The organism is Microbacterium azadirachtae, from assembly GCF_000956505.1.
GTDB lineage: Bacteria > Actinomycetota > Actinomycetes > Actinomycetales > Microbacteriaceae > Microbacterium > Microbacterium azadirachtae_A.
Genome location: NZ_JYIX01000032.1, coordinates 127,395 through 143,788 on the forward strand (window position 1 = coordinate 127,395; position 16,394 = coordinate 143,788).

Below are 16,394 nucleotides of genomic sequence, written 5' to 3' on the forward strand. Positions count from 1 at the left end.
GTCAGGCCCCGACGGGCTCCGCCACGGTCGGGCCGAACGCTGCCGGCAGGGTCGCCTGGGAGGTCGCGCGCAGTTCGTCGACCGAGATCGTGAAGACGTCCTGCACCTCGAGCTGCGGGGCGCTGTCGGTCACGCCGATGCGCAGCACGGGGTATCCGCGTCCCTCGCAGAGTCCCTGGAACTTCACGTCGTCCTCGCGGGGTACGGTCACGATCACGCGGCCGGCCGACTCGGAGAACAGGGCCGTCACGGCGTCGACGCCGTCGCGCTCCATGAGCTCGGTCAGCCACACGCGGGCGCCGACGCCGAAGCGCATGACGCCCTCGGCGAGCGCCTGGCCGAGGCCGCCCTCGCTCAGGTCGTGCGCGGAGGAGATCAGCCACTCGTCGCGCGCCGCGCCGATCAGGCCCGCCAGGCGCTTCTCGCCGGCGAGGTCGACCTTGGGCGGCAGGCCGCCGAGGTGCCCGTGGATGACGTCGGCCCAGGCGGATCCGGACAGCTCGGTCGCGGTGGTGCCGAGCAGGTAGATGTTCTGGCCCTCGTCCTGCCAGCCGGAGGGGATCCGGCGCGAGACGTCGTCGATGATGCCGAGCACGCCGACCAGCGGGGTCGGGTGGATCGGCACGTCGCCGGTCTGGTTGTAGAACGAGACGTTGCCGCCGGTGACAGGGGTGCCGAGCTCGAAGCAGCCGTCCGCGAGGCCGTCGACCGTCTGGCCGAACTGCCACATGACCTCGGGGTTCTCGGGGGATCCGAAGTTCAGGCAATCGGTGATGGCCGTCGGCTCCGCGCCCGTGACGGCGACGTTGCGGTAGGCCTCGGCGAGGGCGAGCTGCGCGCCCGCGTACGGGTCGAGCTGGCTGTAGCGGCCGTTCGCGTCAGTCGCGATCGAGAAGCCGAGGCCCGACTCCTCGTCGACGCGGATCATGCCGGCGTCGTCGGGGAAGGCGAGGGCGGTGTTGCCGAGCACGTAGTAGTCGTACTGGTTGGTGATCCAGCGGGTGTCGGCGAGGTTCGGGCTCTCCAGCAGCGCGAGGAACTGCTGCTCGAGCGCCTCGGGGTCGTTGTCACGGGGGAGCAGCTCCGCGGCGTCGGCCTGCAGTGCGTCGATCCAGGTCGGGTAGGCGACCGGGCGGTCGTAGACCGGGCCGTCGACGGCGACCGTGGAGGGATCCACGTCGACGATGCGCTCGCCCTGCCAGTCGATGATGAGGCGGCCGTCGCCGGTGACCTCGCCGAGGACGGAGGTCTCCACGTCCCACTTCTTCACGACGGCGAGGAACGCGTCGAGCTTCTCGGGGGCGACGATCGCCATCATGCGCTCCTGCGACTCCGACATGAGGATCTCCTCAGCGGTCAGGGTGGGGTCGCGCAGCAGCACGTTGTCGAGCGACACGTGCATGCCGGAGTTGCCGTTCGCGGCCAGCTCGCTCGTGGCGCAGGAGATGCCGGCGGCGCCGAGATCCTGGATCGCCTCGACGAGTTCGTCGCGGTACAGCTCGAGGCAGCACTCGATGAGCACCTTCTCGGCGAACGGGTCGCCGACCTGCACGGCGGGACGCTTGGTCGGGCCCGTCGAATCGAACGAGTCGGAGGCCAGGATCGACGCGCCGCCGATCCCGTCGCCGCCGGTGCGGGCGCCGAACAGCACGACCTTGTTGCCGACGCCGGTGGCGTTCGCGAGCTTGAGGTCCTCGTGGCGGAGCACGCCGACGGCGAGCGCGTTCACGAGCGGGTTGGCCTGGTAGACGGCGTCGAACACCGTCTCGCCGCCGATGTTCGGCAGGCCGAGGCAGTTGCCGTAGAAGCTGATGCCGGCGGTCACGCCGTGCACGACGCGGGCCGTGTCGGGGTCGTCGATCGCGCCGAAGCGCAGCGCGTCCATGACGGCCACAGGGCGGGCGCCCATCGAGATGATGTCGCGGACGATGCCGCCGACGCCGGTGGCTGCGCCCTGGAACGGCTCGATGAAGGAGGGGTGGTTGTGCGACTCGGCCTTGAACGTGACGGCCCAGCCCTCGCCGACGTCGATGACGCCCGCGTTCTGGCCCATGCCGACCATGAGGCGCTTCTTCATCTCGTCCGAGACCTTCTGCCCGAACCGGCGCAGGTAGTTCTTCGAGGACTTGTAGGAGCAGTGCTCGCTCCACATGACCGAGTACATCGCCAGCTCGCCCGACGTGGGGCGGCGGCCCAGGATCTCGCGGATCCGCGCGTACTCGTCGTCCTTGAGGCCGAGCGCCGCGTACGGCTGCTCCTTCTCCGGAGTCGCTTCAGCGTTGGCGACCGAGTCGGGGACGTGGTCGGTGGGGGTGTTCGGAGAGGTCACGCGGGCTCCTGGAGCGAGGGGAGGCGGGGCAGGACCCAGTCTACTTGCGGTTAGGCGGCCTGATCGCGGTCGCGCCGTGCGACGGCTCAGCGGGCTTCCTTGGGGCGCTCAGAGTGCCAGAGTGGCCTCGTCGGGGAGCAGGATCCCGCCGGAGGTGTTGGCGGAGTTCGCGTAGGCCTGGATGCGCCGCGGATCGATCTCCGGCGGCGTCGGATCGTCGAACTCGAACCGCAGCGGGATGGAGGGGTGCAGCCAGATCGTCGAGCGCCCGCGGGGCTGGTCGCCGTCGTGGCGCCAGGACAGGGTGAAGCTCTCGTTTCGTCGGAGCTTCGTCGCGATCACGATCTTCAGGTGGGCGAGGGCGATGTCCTCGATCTCTATCGGGTGCTCGGCGCCGCCGTAGTAGAGGATGGCCATGTTCCGGACGCTACGCCTTTCCACCGGATCCTGCATGCGGACACTGCTCTTCTGCGTGGCGATCCGCTCGGCGCCCACGGGAGAGGATCCGGGCCGGTGGTGATCCGGCCCGGACCCTGGGAGTTCCGCGGCTTGGCGAGGACTTGAAGCCCAGAGAAGCCCCGCATGCGCCGGGATCTCCCGTATCCATCTCCCGGTGACGAGGACGACGGTAGACACGATCCAGCGCCATGCACAGGGGCTTGACCGGCTGTGGAGATCGGGGTAGACGGCTGCGCTCGTGGGGCGCCGGCGCCGTGCCCGTGCCGAACGGTGCCCGTGCCGAACTCCGTGTGCGACAATCCAAGCCCGCCGCCCATGCCGGGCCGCGGGCTGGGGAGGAACCGTGGGAATCACCGCAGGAGCGCTCGTCGCTGTCTTCGTCGCGCTGTTCATCGTGCTGGTGGTGCGGCGCCGCAAGTAGCCCGGGCTGCGTCCTCCGCGCGGCACGCCTGCACGACCTCGGCACGCTTGCACGACGGATCCGGTGATCGCGTCGTGCAGACGTACCCGCGTCGTGCAGGTGTCCCGCTGTCAGGCGCGCGCGGCGACTCGCTACTGCACCGACCACCCGCCGTCCGAGGCGAGGATCGCGCCGTTGATGTTCACGGCGTCGTCCGAGAGCAGGAACGTGATCGACGCGGCGAGGTGCTCGGCCGTGGCCACGGTGGGGATCGCCTGCTGGAACGGCGCGAGCCGGCCGGATCCGTACTCGGACATGTGCGGCGGCATCGGGATCCCGGTCGCGACACCGCCGGGAGCGACGGAGTTCACGCGGATCCCCTTCGGCCCGTACATGAAGGCTGCCGACTTGGTGACGCCGACGATGCCGTGCTTGCTGGCCGTGTAGGCGTTGCCGGAGGCGTTGCCGCGCAGGCCGGCCTCGCTCGAGACGTTGAGGATGGATCCGCGTCCCGCCGCCTCCATGAGAGGCAGCACCGCGCGCATGAGCTTGAACGGCGCGGTGAGGTTGATTGCGATCACGCGGTCCCAGACGGCGTCGGGCGTCTCGCCGGCGGGGGAGAAGTCGTCGTTGATGCCGGCGACGTTCGCGAGGGCGTCGATGCGGTCGCCCGCTGCGGCGACGACGCGGTCGATCGCGTCCTGCTGGGTGAGGTCGCCGGCGACGGTCACGATGCCGGGGAGCTCCGCGGCGAGGGCGTCGAGCTTGTCCGCCGCGATGTCGCAGGCGATGACGCGACCGCCCTCGCGGGCGATGCGCGAGGCGGTGGCCTTGCCGATGCCCGATGCCGCGCCCGTGACGATCACGGTCTTTCCCGCGAAGCGTCCGGGCGTGACCTGCTCGGTCCAGCCCTGCGGGGCGGCATCCTCGGGGATCACTCCGCCGTTCGCCGCGCGCACGAGGTCGTCGACCACGGACTGCGGCATGGCGCCCTGGCTCATCACCACGAGCTGCTGCAGCGGCAGGCCGAGCACAGGGGCGAGCGAGTCGGCGCTCGCACCGGACTGCACCAGCAGTCCGGTGATCAGCTCGCCGCCGGTCGCATCGGCCAGCCAGTCGCCGATGGAGGAATTCGCGGTCAGGGCCATGGGTGTCTCCTTCGTTCGCTCGTGGATCCGGTCGGTTCGGCTGCGATCGAGTTTCGCAACGGTGCGTCCACTTATTCATGAGCGTACACCTCGCTACCCTCGGAGGGTGCCTCGTCCGCGCAGTGAGAATGCCCGCCAGTCCGTGCTGGCGGCGATGCGCCGTGCGCTCGCCGCAGACGGCTACGACGCCGTGACGATCGAGGGACTGGCTGCCGAGGCGGGGGTCTCGAAGCAGACGATCTACCGGTGGTGGGGGTCGAAGGCGGCGATCCTCGGCGAGGCGCTGCTCGAGGGCTCGCTCCCGGGAGCGGATGTCGCCCTGCCGTTCTCGTCGGATCTGGCGGCGGACCTGCGGGCGTGGTTCGCCACCGCGGGCGAGCACCTGTCCCGCTCCGAGAACGTGGAGCTCGCCCGCGCGCTTATCGCCGTGACCGCGACGGATCCGGAGTTGGGCGCAGCCCTGAACCATCGATTCGCGGATCCGATCGTGTCGTGGATCGTCGCCCGGATCCTCCGCGCGCAGGAGGAGGGCGCGGTTCGGGCGGACGCCGACCCTGCCGCCGTGGCTGATCAGTTCGTTGCGGCGACGTCGTACGCGGCGCTGCTCGGCCGCCCGCTCACCGCTGAGCGCGTGAACGCGCTCGTGGATCTGGTGATGCACGGGCTCGCAGTGCACTGAGTCCGTCCTTCGCCGGGCCTGTGGATAACTTCTGCGGCGCTCCGGCGGATCTGGCTACGGTGTCGGGATGATTCCCCGGCACAGTGCTCTCATCACCACGGCCGTCGTCGCGGGCGTGATCGGGCTCTCGGCCTGCACGCCCGTCCCGACTCCCGAACCGACACCCACCCCGCTGTTCGCGAGCGAAGCGGAAGCGTTCAAGGCGGCTGAGCAGGTGTACCGGGACTACAACACTGCGGGCGCCCAGGCCGACGCTGGAGATGCGAACGCTCGGCCGGAGACATTTCTCGCAGGCGCAGCTCTCGATGAGGAGATTGCCGGTCGGCGGGATCTGGAAGCCAACGGGTTGTCGATTCGAGGGAGAACTGACATCGCCTTGTTCAACGGACTTAGTTCCAACCTCGAGACTTCTCGGGTAGCTGCAATCGTCTGTCTTGACGTAAGTGGCACTCGTATCTTCGACAATGTTGGCAACGACGTGACGCCGACCGAGAGGCCAACGACTGTTCCCCTCCAAGTTGACTTCGCCCGTTCGGGAAGCTCGCTGGTGATCGTGAAATCGGCCTCCGCGGACGCGAAGTGCTAGTCGCGTCAGCCGCCGTGTTGATTGCGATGACACTTGTTAGCGCCGTGCCCGCGACGGATGCTGACGCCTCATGTGGCCGCATCGGCGCAATGTTCGGCTGCTCTGACGGCGGCGGTGTGACGCTAACCGGTAGTGAGGACAGCAACGCGAATGGTGAGGAACCATCTCCCGGAGCGGATGGTGGACCGTTATTGGGGAGTCCGGCTACGGAGGGCGCTTCGCCCGCACTGGAGCCGGCCAAGCCGTTGTCGATCTACGAGACGTGTCGCGACGACGTCCACGAAGACCAGAGCTGCCTCGGTGGCATTCGCGTCGACGCTCCGACCACCGAGACCCCAGCGCCGACAACGCCCGGCACACCGGCCTGGAGCGTCACCATCACCGACCTCGCCCGATTCGTCCCGTCCACCGCCACGGTCGGCGGTGAGCCTGGCAACGTCGCGGTCGTCGGCCTACCGGCCAACTTCCTCAGCAGTGCGAAGACCGAGACCATCCCGGGCACGGTCCTGGGGCGGGCCCTGAGCATCCGCTTCACTCCCGTGAACTACGCCTTCGACTACGGCGACGGAGAACGCCGCGACAGCGCAGGGCCCGGCACCGCGTGGGACGCCAACCGCCAGGCGCAGTTCACCCCGACGACTACGAGCCACGTCTACAAGGAACCCGGGCGGTACACCGCCACGGTCACTGTCACCTACACCGCGGACGTCGACCTCGGCAGCGGCTGGATCCCGATCCGCGGCACCTTGAGCGGCCCACCCGCAGGGCAGGAGATCCGTGTCGTCAAGGCGCATACGGCTCTCGTGCTCGGCACCTGTCATGAGCGCCCGTCGGCTCCCGGCTGCTGAAAGGGGATTCCGCAACCATTCAGCCAACCCATAAGGTCGTAACATCGCGGCACGCGGTCACGAGCTCCCGATCCGCTCCCGCCGCCGCACACGCGCTACCCACGCAGGAAAGCAGGACTCTCATGGCAGAGAAGTACGACCAGGCCACATCGGATCCGGCGACGCGAACCCTCGACTCGGTCACCGGGATCAGCAAGAAGGGCCTTCCGACGGGAACCGTCGGCGTGCTCGGCGCCCTCGTGATCGGCATCTCGACGTGCGCGCCCGCCTACACGCTGACGGCCGCAGTCGGCCCGGCAGCGAGCGAGGTCGGCTACCAGACGCCCGCCATCTTCCTCATGGGCTTCATCCCGATGCTGCTCGTCGCGCTCGGCTATCGCGCGCTCAACTCTGCGATGCCCGACTCCGGCACGTCCTTTACCTGGGCGACACGCGCGTTCGGACCTTGGATCGGCTGGATGGCGGGATGGGGCCTCGTCGCGGCGACGGTGCTCGTGCTGTCGAACCTCGCCGGCATCGCGGTGGAGTTCCTGTTCCAGTCGATCAGCATCCTCGTCGGGGATCCGTCGATCGCCGATCTGGCGGCGAACAAGTTCATCAACATCCTCGTCTGCCTCGCCTTCATGGCGCTCGCGACCTACATCTCGTACCGCGGCATGACGTCGACGAAGATCTTCCAGTACATCACCGTGATCTTCCAGATGGCCGTCATGGTCTGGTTCGTCGTCGCGATGTTCGTGGGCGCGGGCGACCCCGCCAACAAGCAGGCGAAGATGCCGGAGCTGAGCTGGTTCAACCCGTTCGAGGTGTCGAGCTTCAGTGCCTTCGCTGCAGGCATCGCGGTCTCGATCTTCGTGTACTGGGGCTGGGACACCGTGCTGACCATGGGCGAGGAGACGAAGCCGTCCAAGGGCCGCCTGTCGACCGAGAGCAAGGCGGCCATGATCCTGGTCGGGATCCTCGTCGTCCTCTACGTCGGCACTGCGACGGCGACCGTCGCCTTTGCGGGTCTCGGTGACGGGCCGACCGGCCTCGGCAACCCGGAGATCATCGAGAACGTCTTCGCCGCGCTCGCCCACCCGGTCATGGGGCCGGCGGCGATCCTGCTCTCGCTCGCGATCCTGGTGAGCGCCATGGCGTCGATCAACTCCACGGCGATCTCGCCCGCGCGCACGCTGCTCGCGATGTCGCACTACGGCGCGCTGCCTGCGGCGATCAAGAAGGTGCACCCGAAGTACAAGTCGCCGCACGTGGCGCTGCTGCTCTCCTCAATCGTCGCCTCCGTGTTCTACGCGGTCATGCGCTTCATCAGCGAGGACGTGCTGTGGGACACGATCACCGCGCTCGGCATGATGGTCTGCTTCTACTACGGCATCACAGCCCTCGCGAGCCCCTGGTACTTCCGCAAGTCCGCGTTCCGCGAGGGCCTCGGATCCGTCATCTCGAAGGTCGTGCTCCCGGGCATCGGCGGGATCCTGCTGCTCATCGTGTTCGTGAAGACGACGATCGACGCGATGGACCCGTCGGCCGGGTCCGGCAGCAACATCGCCGGGATCGGCCTGGTCGGGATCATCGGCGTGACCGTGCTCGGGATCGGCGTGATCCTGATGTTCGTGCAGGCCAAGGCGGATCCGGCGTTCTTCCGTGGCGAGCGGCTCGCAAAGACCGACGCCACCAAGGACCCGTCGGCGCAGCAGGTCTTCGACGACGGGCTGTAAGCCCCGGCGGTGGGTCAGGCCACCGCGCGCCGTCGGGTCGCCATCCGCGGGCCGTCCTGCGTCGCCGTCGGCGCGGTAGCGGTCGTCCGCGCGGCGCGCGCGGGTACACGGAACGTGAGCGGCACCGGGCTGGCGAACTCGGAGGCGAATCGGCCGGTGCCGTGCAGGTCGGCGCCGAGCTCGCGGACGGTCGCGACCAGCTGGGTCAGCTGATGCGACGTCGGCGCCGTGGATCCGTTCGTCTGCACGTCGATGAGCGCCTTCTGGATCGTGCGGGCCGAGGCGATCCGGGTCGCCCGGCCGCGCTCGCCCTCATCCAGTCCGTCCGTCCAGACCCGCGCGTCCGGATGCGAGTAGAAGACGCACGTCTGCAGGTACGGGGCGGAGCCGTGCCGGGCCGCGAGGTGGCCGTGGAACCGCCGGGCCTGCCGCCGTACCTGGAACGCCGGCGACTCGTGCTCGAGCTTCGAACGCACCGACACGGATCCGGCGCTGTCGCGCTTCAGTGAGATCGCGTACGACGTCGGCAGCGCGGTCTCGTCGAACAGGATGGACAGCGCACCGGCCATCGACGAAGGCTTCTTGCCGTCGAAGATGAGCCCCTTCCAGTTCTTGCTGTCGACGAGGACCACGGCCTTCTCGGTGATCACCAGGTGGTCGAGCTGCACGCAGTACGGCGCGGTGGCCTCGTCGTCGTGCGGAGAGAACACGATGTTCGTCGCGATGATCGCGTCGAGTCCCGCAGCGGTGCACGCGTCGACGAGCAGTTCGCGTGAGGCGAGTTCCCACCGCATGCCCTGCCCCGCGAGCTGCTGGGACTCGGTCCCGGCCTTGACCGCGGCATCGCGCTCGGCCTGCAGGCGGGTGATCTCGGTCTCGTGTTCCGCGAGGCGCTGCTGCGCCTGTGAATCGTTCCGGACGGCCAGCTCGGCGAGCGACGAGTCGTGCTGCTGTTGGAGCTCCCGCTTCTCGCCGGCATGCCGAGCCGTGAGGGCGCTCTCCTCCGAGGAATGCTCCTGCTGTGCCGCGGCGAGCTCCTCCTTGGCGCGCCGGGTGCGCCGGCTCATCACCCACGCGGTGACGACGAGGGCGATGAACAGGACCGCGGCGGTGACGATCAGGACGAGCGTGGATGTCTCCATCCGTCCAGCCAATCAGGCGCGGCCGACTTTTCTCGGCAACCGACTGCGCGCCGGACGGATCCGATATTCCGATCGTCAGCGCATCGCGGCGATGGCGCGGTCGGTGTCCTCGAACATGAGCGAGGCGTTGATCACCTCGTCATCGTCCACACGATCTCCGATCTGTCGGGTCGTTCTGCGGCTGGTGCCGTTTGTGCCGTCGCTGCTCTGCGGGCGTGCGCGGTCGAGGTGTGCGTCAGACACGCACGTAGGCAGCGCCCTCGAACTGAGCGTCGCTCAGCGCGACGACGGCGGCCGGCACAGTGATGACGCCGGGCTGGAGTGCCCCGACGGAGATGCGATGGCTTCGCAGGCCGCCTTCGCACGCCTCGACCGTGGCGACGTCCGTCGCCGGAAGCGGAGCGGCATCGGCGGCGACGCCGGGGATCGCCGGGCCGTTCACGATGATCCGGATCCGGGTCTCAGGGCGATGCCCGTGCAGGATCCCCGCCATGCCGATGGCCCGGGTGACGTCCTCCGGCCGATCCGACACGTGCAGTACGACGGTTCGCTGGGTGGTCATGGATCCATACTTGCGCATCGGGTGCGGGGTGCCTGAGGTATCACCACTCCACCACTTCCACATCGCAATGCAGTCGGGCCGCCTTCGCCAGCCGCAGGTCAAGCGTCAGCAGCGGGCATCGGAACGCCTCCGCGAGCGCGACATAACTTGCGTCATAGGTGGAGAAGTTGGTTCGAAGTGCCAGCACTCTCGGGATCAACGGCAGCGTGGGGTGAAGGTCGATGGGGAGGCGGAGCAGATCGTGGCAGGCGACGTCGAGGTCATGACTGTCGAGATGTCCCCCGAGGTGCAAGCCGCGGAGCGCCGAGGCGGTCTCGACGGGCAGGACGTCGGGAGCGATGAGCGTCTCGCTCACGAGGCGGTCGAGCAGCTGCGGAGCGGTTCTGTGATCGACGAGCAATTCGACGACTGCAGAGGCGTCGACGACGATCATCGACCTCGCCGGCCGTCTCGAACCCCCTTGAGGATCGCTTCGCGAGGGATGTGTCGTGGCGGGCGCTGACCCAGCTCCGTGAGCACTTCCGCCAGCGTCGGCCGCTCAGCCAGGTGCGTGAGCTCCGCCGTCAGGTACTGCTGAAGCGACTGTCCGCGCGCTTCCGCTCGCGCTGACAGAACGGAGTGCACCGCCGGGTCGAGGTCGCGAATCAGCACGTTCGGCATGCTTACAGTATGCATGCGGGTCATCCGATCTGATAGCGGATGCCGAACCCTGCGTCCGCGACCCGTTGGGCGAACTCTCTGGCGCGGACGAGATTGCCTGGCACGCAGTCCCGCGGACACTCCCGTGACTGAGCAATCTGCCTGGCCGAAACCGCGAAGGCGAAGTATCTGATCCCCATCCGCTCAGCCTGCGTCGCGACCGCAACGGAGGTTCGCGCCAGGAGCGGACCAGGGGAAGAACTCGTACCAGTTTCGGGATGTGCAGGACGAGCCCGCGAGAAGTCGCTCACGGCTGGTGCAGATCGAATCAGCAAGTGATAAACGTCCAACAAGATCAGTATGCGTCAGGAGTGGCATAGATTCAGTGTCTTATTGATCTCTGATTTGGCGAGGGTCGGCCCGCGGGCGGATACTCGACCCGTCCCGGACGCCGATCCCGCCCAGGGTCCAACAATGAACGCATCCACCTCTTCCGTGCCTTCGGTGCCGGCCGGCAGCATCGCCGTCATCGGTGCCGGGCGGCTCGGCAGCGTGCTCGCACGAGCGCTCGTCGAAGCGGGATTCGACGTGAGAGGGCTGCTCGAACGCGGCGACGCGATCCCCGCCACCGACCTCGTGGTTTTGTGCGTTCCTGACGCGGCGATCCACGAAGCGGCCGAGGTCGCCCGCCCGCATGCGCGCCTGATCGGCCACGTCTCCGGAGCGACGGGGCTCGACGATGTCGACTTCAGCATCCATCCGCTGCAGACGTTCACCGGATCCGAGTCGCCCGTCGTCTTCCGTGGCATCGGCGCAGCGATCGACGGACGAACGCCGGAAGCCCTGGTAATAGCGGAGCAGCTGGCCCACGCCATCGGGGCGCATCCGTTCCGCGTCGACGACGCGCATCGTGCGGGGTACCACGCCTCCGCGTCCATCGCCTCGAACCTGCTGTTCGCCGTGCTCGACGCGGCCGAGCAGGTTGCGGGATCGGCCGGGATCCCTTCGGCGGAGGCGCGTGCGATCCTTGCCCCGCTCGTGCGGCAGACCGTCGAGAACTGGGTCGAGGTCGGTGCCGCAGAGGCGCTCACCGGTCCGATCGCCCGAGGGGATGAGGGGACCGTCGCCCGGCAGCGCGCGGCCGTGGATGTGGCGGTCCCAGACTTGCTCCCGCTGTTCGATGCGCTGATCGCGCAGACCCGGACGCTCGCGGCGACTGACGGTGATGGCGTTTCGTCTCGCTTCGCGGTTCCTGAGCGTCCTTCGTCTCGCTTCGCGGTTCCTGAGCGAGGAGCGCAGCGACGAGACGAAGGGCGCTCAGGAACCGTGGAACGTGAGTCGACGACCGATTCCGAGAGGACCCGCGCATGAGGATCATCCGCACGATTGCCGAGGTGCGCGATGCCGTCCGCGACGCCAAGGGCCAGGGCAAGACCATCGGCCTCGTGCCGACCATGGGCGCCTTCCATGCCGGCCACCTGTCGCTCATGAAGCAGGCCAGCGCGAACAACGACCTCGTCGTCGTCTCACTCTTCGTCAACCCCATTCAGTTCGGTGCGAACGAGGACCTCAGCAGCTACCCGCGCGACGAGCTGCGCGACGCCCAACTCGCTGAGCAGAGCGGCGTTGACATCCTCTTCGCTCCCGAGCCGGCCGAGATCTACCCCGACGGCTTCGCCACGACGATCCACATCGGCGGCATCACCGACGTGCTCGACGGCGCCAGCCGCGGTGCGCACCACTTCGACGGCGTCGCCACGGTCGTCGCGAAACTGTTCGGGATTGTCGCCCCTGATGTTGCGTACTTCGGGCAGAAGGACGCGCAGCAGGTTCTCGTGGTCCGCCGGCTCGTGCGCGACCTGAACCTCGACGTGCGGATCGAGGCGTGTCCGATCGTCCGCGAGGCCGACGGTCTCGCGATGAGCTCGCGCAACGTCTACCTCGACGCCGACGCCCGTGCGCAGGCGACGGCGCTCAACCGGGCACTCGACGCGGCACAGACTCTCGCTGAGACAGGGGAGCGCGACGCCGACGCCCTCACCGCCGCGGCCCGGACCATCCTCACCGCTGCCGGCATCACTCCCGAGTACCTGGAGCTCCGCGACGCCGAAACTCTGCAGCCCGTCACCCGTCTCGACGGCGAAGGGCTGCTCGCGGTCGCCGCTCGCGTGGGCGCTGCACGACTGATCGACAACCACATCCTTCGTTCTGCCGACAGGAGAGGCGACGCCTGATGCGACGCACCATGCTGAAGTCGAAGATCCACCGCGCGACGATCACCGGATCCGACCTGCACTACGTCGGATCCATCACGATCGACCCCGACCTGCTCGAGGCGGCAGACATCCTCCCGCACGAGCAGGTGCACGTGGTCGATGTGGACAACGGATCCCGCTTCGAGACCTACGCGATCGCGGGACAGCGCGGATCCGGCGTGATCCAGGTCAACGGCGCCGCCGCCCGTCTTGTGCACACCGGCGACACCGTGATCGTGATCTCCTACGCCGACTACTCGCGCGAAGACCTCACGGACTACGCACCGACCGTGGTGCACGTCGACCGATCGAACGCGATCATCCAGGTCGACGACGCCGTGGATGTGCTGCTGACGGAGGCCCTGGCATGAGCGCGCACGCCGCCGCCACTCGCCGGCTCACGCTCGGCGACCTCGCTGCGAAGAAGGCTGCGGGCGAGCCGATCGTCATGGTCACCGCGTACGACCACCCCGGCGCGCAGATCGTCGAGGCGGCCGGCGTCGACATGGTGCTCGTGGGCGATTCCGCCGCGATGACCGTGCTCGGTTATGACAGCACGGTGCCCGTGTCGGTCGACGAGATGATCATGCTCACGAAGGCCGTGCGCCGGGGACTCACGAAGCCGCTGCTGGTGGCGGATCTGCCGTTCGGATCATACGAGAGCTCGGATGCGCAGGCGCTCGCCACGGCCCAGCGCTTCATCAAGGAGACCGGCTGCGACCTCGTCAAGATCGAGCGTGGCGGCACCTCGGTCGACCGGGCACGGGCGCTCGTATCCGCAGGCATCCCCGTCGTCGGTCACGTCGGCCTCACCCCGCAGACGGCGACGTCGCTCGGTGGGTACCGCTCCCAGGGCCGCACCGCCGACGCGGCCCTCGCCGTGATCGACAGCGCCGTCGCGCTGCAGGATGCGGGATGCTCGCTGCTCGTCGTCGAGGCTGTGCCGAGTGAGGTCACCGCGGCGCTCATGCCGCTGCTCGACATCCCGGTGATCGGCATCGGCGCCGGATCCGCAACGGACGGTCAGGTGCTCGTGTTCCACGACCTGCTCGGGATCTACGACGGGGGCGCGGCCAAGTTCGTGAAGCGCTACGCGGACCTGCGATCCGCTGCGATCGACGGTGTCACCGCCTACGCCGACGAGGTGCGCGAGCACGTCTATCCGGCGCCGGAGCACGCGTATTCGATGCCCGCAGACGAAGCCGCAAGGCTGCGGGAGCTGCTCGCGAGGCGATGAGCCGCCGTGGGGAACCGAGCATTCAGTCCTCGCTGCTGTGCAGGCCCCTCCGGGCGGACAGCACAGTGATCTCCGGATGCTGCTCGGCGAGCAGGCGCTCGGCCTGATCCAGCACGTCGCGGACGTGCGAGGCGTGCGCGGCGACCACCGACGCGCCGAGCATCGTGCGGCGGTGCAGATCCTGCGCGCCGACCTCGGCGACTGCGGCCTCGGTTCGCCGGCTGAGCTCCGCCAGCAGCGGCCGGATCACGCTGCGCTTCTCCTTCAGGGAGCGCACGTCGCCGAGCAGGATGTCGAACTCGATCCATCCGATCCACATCCGGCCAGTGTGGCACTTGACGCGCTCAGATCAGGCGGCGCAACGCCTCCTCCAGGGTCACGCCCTGGGCGTCGGCACGGTCGCGGAGGCGCGCGTGCTCTTCGGCGCTGAGCGCCACGCGCAGCTCGGTCGGGGTCGCATCCGCAGGGAGATCGAGGCCGTCGAGCAGGTCGGAGGCCTCGGCCCAGAGTGCGGGCGCGGGGGCGGCGGAGGAGGCCACGACCGGGAGGGCGAAGGATCCGGCCGAGGGTGTCGCTGCGCGGGCCTCGGGAGCGGCGGCGGTGGCGACGGCAGGCATCGAAGGGGCTGCGACCGCCGGACCGCCCGAGAAGCCCGGGCCCCGGTCCGGATCCCGCTTCTTCTGATACGCGGTCGCGGCGGCGTTCGCGCGGTGGTCGGCCGCCTCGTTCAAGGGGTGCCCGGCGTGGCCCTTGACCCAGGTGAACGACACGTCGCGTCCGCGGAGCGCCTCATCGATGCCCTCGAGCAGATCGCGGTTGAGCACAGGGCCGCCATCCGACTTGCGCCAGCCCTTGCGCTTCCACCCCGGCATCCACTTCGTCACGGAGTCGATCACGTACCGGCTGTCGCACTCGATCACGAGCTTCTCGTCCGCGGCGCCCGCGGTCGCGAGCAGCAGCTCGAGCACGGCGCGCAGCTCGCCTTGGTTGTTCGTGCCGTGCGGGGATCCACCGGCGGCCCAGTTGCCGTCGTCGATGTACCAGGCCCAGCCGTTGGGTCCGGGGTTGCCCAGGGCGGAACCGTCTGCCGCGGCGGTGATCGTCATGCTTCCACCGTAGGGCGTGGTGGGACGAGGGCCGGGCGTGGCGGGGTCGTACCCGCCGGCGATCGGATCCGGATCCGCCCTTCCCTTCCGATACATAGCGACATATCGTTAACTATCGCTCGGGATGAGCAGGAATCGAGGAGGTCGTCATGGACAACACATTCGGACCGCGTGGATTCGGCGGGTCGGGGTTCGGCCCCGGCGGTGGACGCGGCTTCGGCGGACGCCCCGGGATGAACCCGACCGCCGGACTCTGGGAGGCGATGGAGCACCTGCGCTCGGCCTTCGACCAGCGCCCGCAGGCCCCGCGCATGGCACGCGGTCACGTGCGGGCCGCGGTGCTCGCCCTGCTCGCCGAGCAGCCGATGCACGGCTACCAGATCATCCAGGAGATCGAGGAGCGCAGCGGCGGCTCGTGGAAGCCGAGTGCCGGATCCGTGTATCCGACGCTGCAGCTGCTCGCCGACGAGGGGCTGATCGAGGCCGCGGAGCAGGGCGGACGCAAGACCTACTCGCTCACCGAGGCCGGTCGGGCCGTGGCCGATGAGGCCGGCACGCCGCCGTGGGAGGGCTCCGGCGCTCGCGCGGGCGCCGGCTCGGCATCGTTCGGGGCGCTGCCGAAGGCGGGGGTCGACCTCGCGGGCGCGGCCGCGCAGGTGGCGCGCACCGGCACTCCGGAACAGGTGCAGCAGGCGATCGACGTGCTCGATGAGGCGCGTCGCCGCCTGTACGCGATCCTCGCCGACTGATGGCGGGCGGTTCCGCAGAGCGAGGAGAACTCGGGATCGGGGCGGCGTCAGCCGCGCCGCTCCCGCGACGGACGAAGGATGCGTTCGGCGCGGCGGGAATCGCGGGGCGGGCCGTAGGAGCGGTAGGACTCGCCGCGGTCGGCGTCCTTCATCTCGTCTGGGCCGCCGGCAGCCCGTGGCCGGCGCGCGACGCGGCCGCACTGGCTGATGCGGTCGTCGGATCGGAGCATGTGCCGGCCGCCGGTCCCACCGTAGGAGTGGCGGTCCTGGCCCTCGGCGGCGCCGCGGTCGTCGGTGGGGCCGGCGGTGCCGGCCCCACCGCGAGGCTGATCCGCGCGGGGGCCGCAGGCGCGCTGATCGCTCGCGGACTCGCCGGTGGAGTCGCCGCGACGAAGGCCCTGCGACTCCCCGAACCGAGTGCGCGGTTCCGCCGGCTCGACCGCGTCGTCTACCGGCCCGTGTGCCTCGTGCTCGGCGCGGCGGTCGCGTGGGGGTCGCTCGGGCGGATCCGGCGCAGGAAGATGGGATAGGAGGCAC

General features: G+C 69.1%; 20 protein-coding genes. 10 read left to right on the top strand and 10 right to left on the bottom strand.

The window, feature by feature from the left end; genetic code table 11:
* Position 1: 1 nt before the first annotated feature.
* From purL to RS86_RS07785, 3 genes are all read right to left on the bottom strand, one after another.
* The gene (gene purL / locus RS86_RS07775; RefSeq protein WP_045271645.1) at positions 2-2,329 is read right to left on the bottom strand and encodes a phosphoribosylformylglycinamidine synthase subunit PurL; all 2,328 of its coding nucleotides are present in this window, start codon (positions 2,327-2,329) and stop codon (positions 2-4) included.
* A gap of 108 nt (positions 2,330-2,437) precedes the next feature.
* A complete protein-coding gene (locus RS86_RS07780; RefSeq protein WP_045271646.1) occupies positions 2,438-2,746 on the bottom strand; it encodes a hypothetical protein in 309 nt (102 codons plus the stop codon).
* Positions 2,747-3,340: 594 nt separating this feature from the next.
* A complete protein-coding gene (locus RS86_RS07785) occupies positions 3,341-4,336 on the bottom strand; it encodes an SDR family NAD(P)-dependent oxidoreductase (protein WP_045271647.1) in 996 nt (331 codons plus the stop codon).
* Positions 4,337-4,442: 106 nt separating this feature from the next.
* Between RS86_RS07785 and RS86_RS07790 the strand changes: the two genes are divergently transcribed.
* The 4 genes from RS86_RS07790 (at position 4,443) to RS86_RS07800 (ending at position 8,167) form a co-directional block, all read left to right on the top strand.
* Complete coding sequence (locus RS86_RS07790) at positions 4,443-5,015, top strand: TetR/AcrR family transcriptional regulator (protein WP_235281684.1); 573 nt, start codon at positions 4,443-4,445, stop codon at positions 5,013-5,015.
* A gap of 67 nt (positions 5,016-5,082) precedes the next feature.
* Positions 5,083-5,601 carry a hypothetical protein gene (locus RS86_RS20365; RefSeq protein WP_152642113.1) on the top strand — a complete coding sequence of 173 codons (519 nt, stop codon included), beginning with the start codon at positions 5,083-5,085 and terminating at the stop codon, positions 5,599-5,601.
* Positions 5,602-5,792: 191 nt separating this feature from the next.
* Positions 5,793-6,449 (top strand): hypothetical protein, encoded by a 657-nt coding sequence (locus tag RS86_RS07795; protein WP_160299680.1) that lies wholly within the window; start codon positions 5,793-5,795, stop codon positions 6,447-6,449.
* Between the two features lie 122 nt (positions 6,450-6,571).
* Positions 6,572-8,167, top strand: a complete 1,596-nt coding sequence (locus tag RS86_RS07800; RefSeq protein WP_045271648.1) for an APC family permease — start codon at positions 6,572-6,574, stop codon at positions 8,165-8,167.
* Positions 8,168-8,181: 14 nt separating this feature from the next.
* Here RS86_RS07800 and RS86_RS07805 read toward each other — a convergent pair whose 3' ends face one another.
* The 5 genes from RS86_RS07805 to RS86_RS20370 form a co-directional block, all read right to left on the bottom strand.
* Positions 8,182-9,309, bottom strand: a complete 1,128-nt coding sequence (locus RS86_RS07805; protein ID WP_045271649.1) for a nuclease-related domain-containing protein — start codon at positions 9,307-9,309, stop codon at positions 8,182-8,184.
* A 75-nt stretch (positions 9,310-9,384) separates the two neighbouring features.
* A complete protein-coding gene (locus tag RS86_RS20620) occupies positions 9,385-9,552 on the bottom strand; it encodes a hypothetical protein (protein WP_160299681.1) in 168 nt (55 codons plus the stop codon).
* A complete protein-coding gene (locus tag RS86_RS07810) occupies positions 9,545-9,871 on the bottom strand; it encodes a hypothetical protein (protein ID WP_052680150.1) in 327 nt (108 codons plus the stop codon). Before RS86_RS07810 ends, RS86_RS20620 begins: the two co-directional genes overlap by 8 nt.
* Positions 9,872-9,911: 40 nt before the next feature.
* Entirely contained in the window at positions 9,912-10,304 is a 393-nt protein-coding gene (locus RS86_RS07815) for a type II toxin-antitoxin system VapC family toxin (protein WP_045271650.1), read from the bottom strand.
* Positions 10,301-10,531, bottom strand: coding sequence for a FitA-like ribbon-helix-helix domain-containing protein (locus tag RS86_RS20370; RefSeq protein WP_152642114.1), 231 nt, complete (start codon positions 10,529-10,531; stop codon positions 10,301-10,303). The genes RS86_RS07815 and RS86_RS20370 overlap by 4 nt, the downstream gene beginning before the upstream one ends.
* 453 nt (positions 10,532-10,984) lie before the next feature.
* Here RS86_RS20370 and RS86_RS07820 point away from each other — a divergent pair, with 453 nt between their 5' ends.
* Genes RS86_RS07820 through panB form a run of 4 tightly spaced genes read left to right on the top strand, consistent with a single transcriptional unit; the run spans position 10,985 to position 14,002 of the window.
* Positions 10,985-11,881, top strand: coding sequence for a Rossmann-like and DUF2520 domain-containing protein (locus tag RS86_RS07820; RefSeq protein WP_082076663.1), 897 nt, complete (start codon positions 10,985-10,987; stop codon positions 11,879-11,881).
* The gene (gene panC, locus RS86_RS07825) at positions 11,878-12,744 is read left to right on the top strand and encodes a pantoate--beta-alanine ligase (protein ID WP_045271651.1); all 867 of its coding nucleotides are present in this window, start codon (positions 11,878-11,880) and stop codon (positions 12,742-12,744) included. Before RS86_RS07820 ends, panC begins: the two co-directional genes overlap by 4 nt.
* A complete protein-coding gene (gene panD / locus RS86_RS07830; RefSeq protein ID WP_045271652.1) occupies positions 12,744-13,136 on the top strand; it encodes an aspartate 1-decarboxylase in 393 nt (130 codons plus the stop codon). The genes panC and panD overlap by 1 nt, the downstream gene beginning before the upstream one ends.
* A complete protein-coding gene (panB, locus tag RS86_RS07835) occupies positions 13,133-14,002 on the top strand; it encodes a 3-methyl-2-oxobutanoate hydroxymethyltransferase (protein WP_045271653.1) in 870 nt (289 codons plus the stop codon). Before panD ends, panB begins: the two co-directional genes overlap by 4 nt.
* A 22-nt stretch (positions 14,003-14,024) precedes the next feature.
* Here the strand turns inward: panB and RS86_RS07840 are convergent, their stop codons facing one another.
* Complete coding sequence (locus RS86_RS07840; protein ID WP_045271654.1) at positions 14,025-14,321, bottom strand: DUF503 domain-containing protein; 297 nt, start codon at positions 14,319-14,321, stop codon at positions 14,025-14,027.
* A 25-nt stretch (positions 14,322-14,346) separates the two neighbouring features.
* The gene (locus RS86_RS07845; protein ID WP_045271713.1) at positions 14,347-15,108 is read right to left on the bottom strand and encodes a ribonuclease H family protein; all 762 of its coding nucleotides are present in this window, start codon (positions 15,106-15,108) and stop codon (positions 14,347-14,349) included.
* A 149-nt stretch (positions 15,109-15,257) separates the two neighbouring features.
* Between RS86_RS07845 and RS86_RS07850 the strand changes: the two genes are divergently transcribed.
* Both RS86_RS07850 and RS86_RS07855 read left to right on the top strand, forming a co-directional pair.
* On the top strand, positions 15,258-15,857 hold the full coding sequence (locus tag RS86_RS07850) for a PadR family transcriptional regulator (RefSeq protein ID WP_045271655.1): 600 nt from the start codon (positions 15,258-15,260) through the stop codon (positions 15,855-15,857).
* Entirely contained in the window at positions 15,857-16,387 is a 531-nt protein-coding gene (locus RS86_RS07855) for a DUF3995 domain-containing protein (RefSeq protein ID WP_052680151.1), read from the top strand. Before RS86_RS07850 ends, RS86_RS07855 begins: the two co-directional genes overlap by 1 nt.
* Positions 16,388-16,394 lie beyond the last annotated feature (7 nt).

What these genes read in the sequence shown, in the direction of transcription:
- RS86_RS07780 (WP_045271646.1), bottom strand. Translation starts at nt 2,746, where the DNA reads ATGGCCATCCTCTACTACGGCGGCGCCGAGCACCCGATAGAGATCGAG.
- RS86_RS07785 (WP_045271647.1), bottom strand. Translation starts at nt 4,336, where the DNA reads ATGGCCCTGACCGCGAATTCCTCCATCGGCGACTGGCTGGCCGATGCG.
- RS86_RS20365 (WP_152642113.1), top strand. Translation starts at nt 5,083, where the DNA reads ATGATTCCCCGGCACAGTGCTCTCATCACCACGGCCGTCGTCGCGGGC.
- RS86_RS07800 (WP_045271648.1), top strand. Translation starts at nt 6,572, where the DNA reads ATGGCAGAGAAGTACGACCAGGCCACATCGGATCCGGCGACGCGAACC.
- RS86_RS07805 (WP_045271649.1), bottom strand. Translation starts at nt 9,309, where the DNA reads ATGGAGACATCCACGCTCGTCCTGATCGTCACCGCCGCGGTCCTGTTC.
- RS86_RS07810 (WP_052680150.1), bottom strand. Translation starts at nt 9,871, where the DNA reads ATGACCACCCAGCGAACCGTCGTACTGCACGTGTCGGATCGGCCGGAG.
- RS86_RS07815 (WP_045271650.1), bottom strand. Translation starts at nt 10,304, where the DNA reads ATGATCGTCGTCGACGCCTCTGCAGTCGTCGAATTGCTCGTCGATCAC.
- RS86_RS20370 (WP_152642114.1), bottom strand. Translation starts at nt 10,531, where the DNA reads ATGCCGAACGTGCTGATTCGCGACCTCGACCCGGCGGTGCACTCCGTT.
- RS86_RS07820 (WP_082076663.1), top strand. Translation starts at nt 10,985, where the DNA reads ATGAACGCATCCACCTCTTCCGTGCCTTCGGTGCCGGCCGGCAGCATC.
- panC (WP_045271651.1), top strand. Translation starts at nt 11,878, where the DNA reads ATGAGGATCATCCGCACGATTGCCGAGGTGCGCGATGCCGTCCGCGAC.
- panD (WP_045271652.1), top strand. Translation starts at nt 12,744, where the DNA reads ATGCGACGCACCATGCTGAAGTCGAAGATCCACCGCGCGACGATCACC.
- panB (WP_045271653.1), top strand. Translation starts at nt 13,133, where the DNA reads ATGAGCGCGCACGCCGCCGCCACTCGCCGGCTCACGCTCGGCGACCTC.
- RS86_RS07840 (WP_045271654.1), bottom strand. Translation starts at nt 14,321, where the DNA reads ATGTGGATCGGATGGATCGAGTTCGACATCCTGCTCGGCGACGTGCGC.
- RS86_RS07845 (WP_045271713.1), bottom strand. Translation starts at nt 15,108, where the DNA reads ATGACGATCACCGCCGCGGCAGACGGTTCCGCCCTGGGCAACCCCGGA.
- RS86_RS07850 (WP_045271655.1), top strand. Translation starts at nt 15,258, where the DNA reads ATGGACAACACATTCGGACCGCGTGGATTCGGCGGGTCGGGGTTCGGC.
- RS86_RS07855 (WP_052680151.1), top strand. Translation starts at nt 15,857, where the DNA reads ATGGCGGGCGGTTCCGCAGAGCGAGGAGAACTCGGGATCGGGGCGGCG.